5 protein-coding genes are annotated in these 3,966 nt (G+C 66.6%); all 5 read left to right on the plus strand.

Going from position 1 to position 3,966, the window contains the following annotated elements; translation table 11 throughout:
• On the plus strand, positions 1-796 hold a 796-nt coding region (locus OR37_RS20365), incomplete at its 5' end, for an alpha/beta hydrolase family protein (protein WP_004625084.1).
• A 77-nt stretch (positions 797-873) separates the two neighbouring features.
• The gene (locus OR37_RS20370) at positions 874-2,067 is read left to right on the plus strand and encodes an MFS transporter (protein ID WP_004625085.1); all 1,194 of its coding nucleotides are present in this window, start codon (positions 874-876) and stop codon (positions 2,065-2,067) included.
• Positions 2,068-2,187: 120 nt separating this feature from the next.
• Entirely contained in the window at positions 2,188-2,388 is a 201-nt protein-coding gene (gene rpmI / locus OR37_RS20375) for a 50S ribosomal protein L35 (RefSeq protein ID WP_004625088.1), read from the plus strand.
• A 15-nt stretch (positions 2,389-2,403) separates the two neighbouring features.
• Positions 2,404-2,760 carry a 50S ribosomal protein L20 gene (gene rplT, locus OR37_RS20380; protein WP_004625089.1) on the plus strand — a complete coding sequence of 119 codons (357 nt, stop codon included), beginning with the start codon at positions 2,404-2,406 and terminating at the stop codon, positions 2,758-2,760.
• A 121-nt stretch (positions 2,761-2,881) separates the two neighbouring features.
• A complete protein-coding gene (gene pheS / locus OR37_RS20385; protein ID WP_004625092.1) occupies positions 2,882-3,955 on the plus strand; it encodes a phenylalanine--tRNA ligase subunit alpha in 1,074 nt (357 codons plus the stop codon).
• The last annotated feature ends 11 nt before the right edge of the window (positions 3,956-3,966 follow it).

Here is a 3,966-nt window from a genome sequence, read left to right on the forward strand (position 1 = left end):
GGCGATGGTGCGCGAGCTTCGCTACGCGGCGGCTGACGGTCTCGAGATCGACGCCATCCTGACGACACCGAAGGGACGTCCAGAGAAGAACCTGCCCCTGATCGTGCTGCCGCACGGCGGTCCCGAGGCGCAAGACGATATCCGCTTCGACTGGTGGGCTCAGGCCTTGGCGTCGCGCGGTTACGCCGTGTTACAGCCGAACTACCGAGGCTCGACCAATCGGGACAACGCCTTCACCGAAGCTGGCTACGGCGAGTGGGGCGGCAAGATGCAAACCGATCTTTCCGACGGTGTCGCCTTCCTCGCCCGAGAGGGTGTCATCGATCCCAAGCGGGTTTGCATCGTCGGCGCCAGTTACGGCGGCTACGCGGCTCTCGCGGGCGTAACACTCCAGAAGGGGATCTACCGGTGCGCCGTATCGGTAGCTGGCCCGGCCGACTTGGCAGGCCGCTTCCACGACGAAATATTACGCTATGGAGAGCAGAGCTATCTGGTTCGCTACCGCAAACGTTCATATGGCGTCACGGGCGATGGCGATCCAAAACTGAAGACGATCTCCCCCGCGGCGCACGCCGGCAATGTCGAGGTTCCGCTACTGCTCATTCACGGCAAGGACGACACGGTCGTTCCCTACAGCGAAAGCCAGAAGATGGCGGCCGCCATGCGCGCCGCTGGCAAGTCTGTGGAATTCGTTACGCTCAGCGGCGAGGACCACTGGTTATCCAAGAGCGAGACACGGCTCCAGATGTTGCAAGCCACCGTCGCCTTCGTCGAGAAGAACAACCCGCCGGACTAGGGTCTTCCGGCGCGAGACGGCCGGCGGCGTCGAGGGTGGTCGCCAAGCCGGTCGTTCCAGCGTAAACCGCCCGCCTGATGTCAGAGCCTCAACATAGCGGCCGAGCCCTGGCCGTCCTTCTGCTGGTTGTCTTCATCAACCTGGTGGGCTTTGGCGTGGTCATTCCGCTGCTGCCCTTCTACGCCCAGGCCATGCACGCCTCGCCGTGGCAGGTGACGACGATGTTCGCCGCCTACAGCCTGGGCCAGTTCTTCGGCGAACCGCTGTGGGGACGCCTGTCCGACCGGGTGGGACGGCGTCCGATTCTGATCGTGACGATCCTGGCCAACACCCTGGCCTATGTGGCCCTGGCCTTCGCGCCGAACATCTGGCTGGCCATGGCGGTGCGCCTGATCGGCGGCTTCGCCGGCGGCAACATATCGACGATCCAGGGCTACATGGCAGACGTCACCGCGCCGGAGAAGCGCGCCGCGCGGATGGGCCTGCTGGGCTCGGCGTTCGGGGCCGGCTTCGTGCTGGGACCGTTCATCGGCGGCGTGCTGGCCCATCCCTCGGCGGGTCAGCTGGGCTTCCAGATCCCGCTGTTCTTCGCCGCCGGCATGGCCGCCCTGGCGGCGCTGGGCATCTTCCTGTTCGTCGGTGAAAGCCGCGCGCCCGCCGCGCCGGGCGCGCCGAAGCCCGGGCGGCACGAGGCGCTGGGCGCCGCCGCCGCCCATCCCATCCTGTCGCGCGTGCTGCTGGTCACCCTGATCTCGACCGCCGCCTTCGCCGGGATGGAGGCGATCTTCGGCCTCTACACCAACGCCCGCTTCGGCTGGGGTCCCCGACAGGTCGGCTTCTGCTTCGCGGTGATCGGCGTGATCGCCTCGCTGGGCCAAGGGCTGCTGACCGGCCGTCTGGCGCGACGGTTTGGCGAGGGACCCGTGCTGACCACGGGCCTGGCGATCATCGCCCTGACCCTGCTGGTCACGCCCTTCATTCCCAGCCCGCCCGTGGCGGTCATGGCCGTGGCGCTGACCGCCTTTGGCCAGTCGCTGGTTTTCCCCTGCGTGGCGGCCCTGATCTCGCGCGCCAGTCCGTCCGACCGCCAGGGCCAGATGCTGGGCCTGAACATGGCTTCCGGCTCGCTGGCCCGTATCGGCGGGCCGCTGCTGGCCGGCCCGCTGTTTGGCCTGGCGACCGGCGGGCCCTACTGGTTCGGCGCGGCGCTAATGGTACCGGCCATCGGGTTCTCTCTGGCGATCGTCCGGAAAACCAAGGCCGCCGCCTAAACCCTTGCCAGCGGCGAGTCTTTCCTGTAGCAACGCCGCCTTTCCGGAACCGCCTGGCCATTGGCATGCCATGGCGGTTCGTCATGCTTCCAGAGGACGGGGCGAAAGCTCCGACGCGAAATGCCGAAGTTGAAGACGAAGTCGGGCGCCAAAAAGCGCTTCAAACTGACCGCCACGGGCAAGCTGAAGGCCGGCGTCGCCGGCAAGCGCCACCGCCTGATCGGTCACAATGGCAAGTACATCCGCCAACAGCGCGGCACGAAGGTCATGACCGAGGCTGACGCCAAGATCATCAAGACCTACCTGCCCTACGGCCTGTAAGAGGAGCGCTGACACATGGCTCGCGTGAAACGGGGCGTCGTCGCCCACGCCAAGCACAAGAAGGTTCTCGAGCAAGCCAAGGGCTTCTACGGGCGCCGCAAGAACACCATCCGCACGGCGAAGGCCGCGGTCGACAAGGCCGGCCAGTACGCCTACCGCGACCGCAAGGTGCGCAAGCGCGCCTTCCGTTCGCTGTGGATCCAGCGCATCAACGCTGGCGCCCGTCTGGAAGGCTTCACCTACTCGCAGTTTATCCACGGCCTGGATGTGGCCGGGATCGTGATCGACCGTAAGGTCCTCGCCGACATCGCCGGCGCCGATCCGGTTGCGTTCAAGGCCATCGCCGACAAGGTTCGCGCCGCCCTGGCCTAAGGACATCTGGGCTTTTCGAAGCCCAATCGATCCTGAAAAGCCCTCCGGTGCGAACCGGAGGGCTTTTTGCTGCGCGCTCCCCTACTCCCCCGCGACCAAATCCTCTAGACGGATGCCCGTCATGACCGATCTCAACACCCTCGAAGCCGACGTGCTGGCCCAGGTGGCCGCCGCTGGCGATCTCTCGACGCTCGACGCGGTCCGCGTGGCCGCCGTCGGCAAGACCGGCTCGATCTCGGGCCTGCTCAAGACCCTGGGCGCGATGAGCCCCGAGGAGCGCAAGACCCAAGGCGCGGCGATCAACGCGCTCCGGGACAAGGTGCAAGAGGCCATCGCCGCCAAGAAGGCCGCCCTGGAAGCCGCCGAGCTCGACGCGCGCCTGGCCAGCGAGACCCTGGACCTGTCCCTGCCCGCGCCCTACCGCCGCAAGGGCTCGGTTCACCCGACCATGCAGACGATGGACGAGATGATCTCCATCTTCGCCGAGATGGGCTTCGCCGTCGCCGAAGGTCCGGACATCGAGGACGATTTCCACAACTTCACGGCCCTGAACTTCCCCGAGAAGCACCCGGCCCGCGAGATGCACGACACCTTCTTCTTCAATCCGAAGGAGAGCGGTGAGCGGATGCTGCTCCGCACCCACACCAGCCCCGTGCAGGTGCGGACCATGGTCTCGCAGAAGCCGCCGATCCGGATCATCGCGCCGGGTCGCACCTATCGCTGCGACAACGACGCCACCCACACGCCGGTGTTCCATCAGGTCGAGGGCCTGGTGATCGACAAGGGCATCCACATGGGCCACCTGAAGTGGACCCTGGAGACGTTCCTGGCCCGGTTCTTCGAGACCGACGCGGTCACCACCCAGTTCCGCCCGCACCACTTCCCGTTCACCGAGCCCTCGGCCGAGATGGACGTGCAGTGCGATCGTAGCGGCGGCGAGATCAAGATCGGCCAGGGCACGAGCTGGCTTGAGATCCTGGGCTGCGGGATGGTTCACCCGAACGTCCTGCGCGCCTGCGGCATCGATCCGGACGAGTACCAGGGCTTCGCCTTCGGCATGGGCGTCGACCGGCTGGGCATGCTGAAGTACGGCATGCCGGACCTGCGCGACATGTGGTCGTCGGACGTCCGCTGGCTGTCGCACTACGGCTTCAGCGCCTTCGCCGCGCCAAACCCGGCCAGCGGCCTGAGCTAGACAAGAACCCT

The organism is Caulobacter vibrioides OR37 (genome assembly GCF_000372645.1).
GTDB classification, from domain to species: Bacteria; Pseudomonadota; Alphaproteobacteria; order Caulobacterales; family Caulobacteraceae; genus Caulobacter; species Caulobacter vibrioides_E.

Bases quoted from the DNA above. Each gene is read 5' to 3' on its own strand.
- OR37_RS20370 (WP_004625085.1), top strand. From the start codon at position 874: ATGTCAGAGCCTCAACATAGCGGCCGAGCCCTGGCCGTCCTTCTGCTG.
- rpmI (WP_004625088.1), top strand. From the start codon at position 2,188: ATGCCGAAGTTGAAGACGAAGTCGGGCGCCAAAAAGCGCTTCAAACTG.
- rplT (WP_004625089.1), top strand. From the start codon at position 2,404: ATGGCTCGCGTGAAACGGGGCGTCGTCGCCCACGCCAAGCACAAGAAG.
- pheS (WP_004625092.1), top strand. From the start codon at position 2,882: ATGACCGATCTCAACACCCTCGAAGCCGACGTGCTGGCCCAGGTGGCC.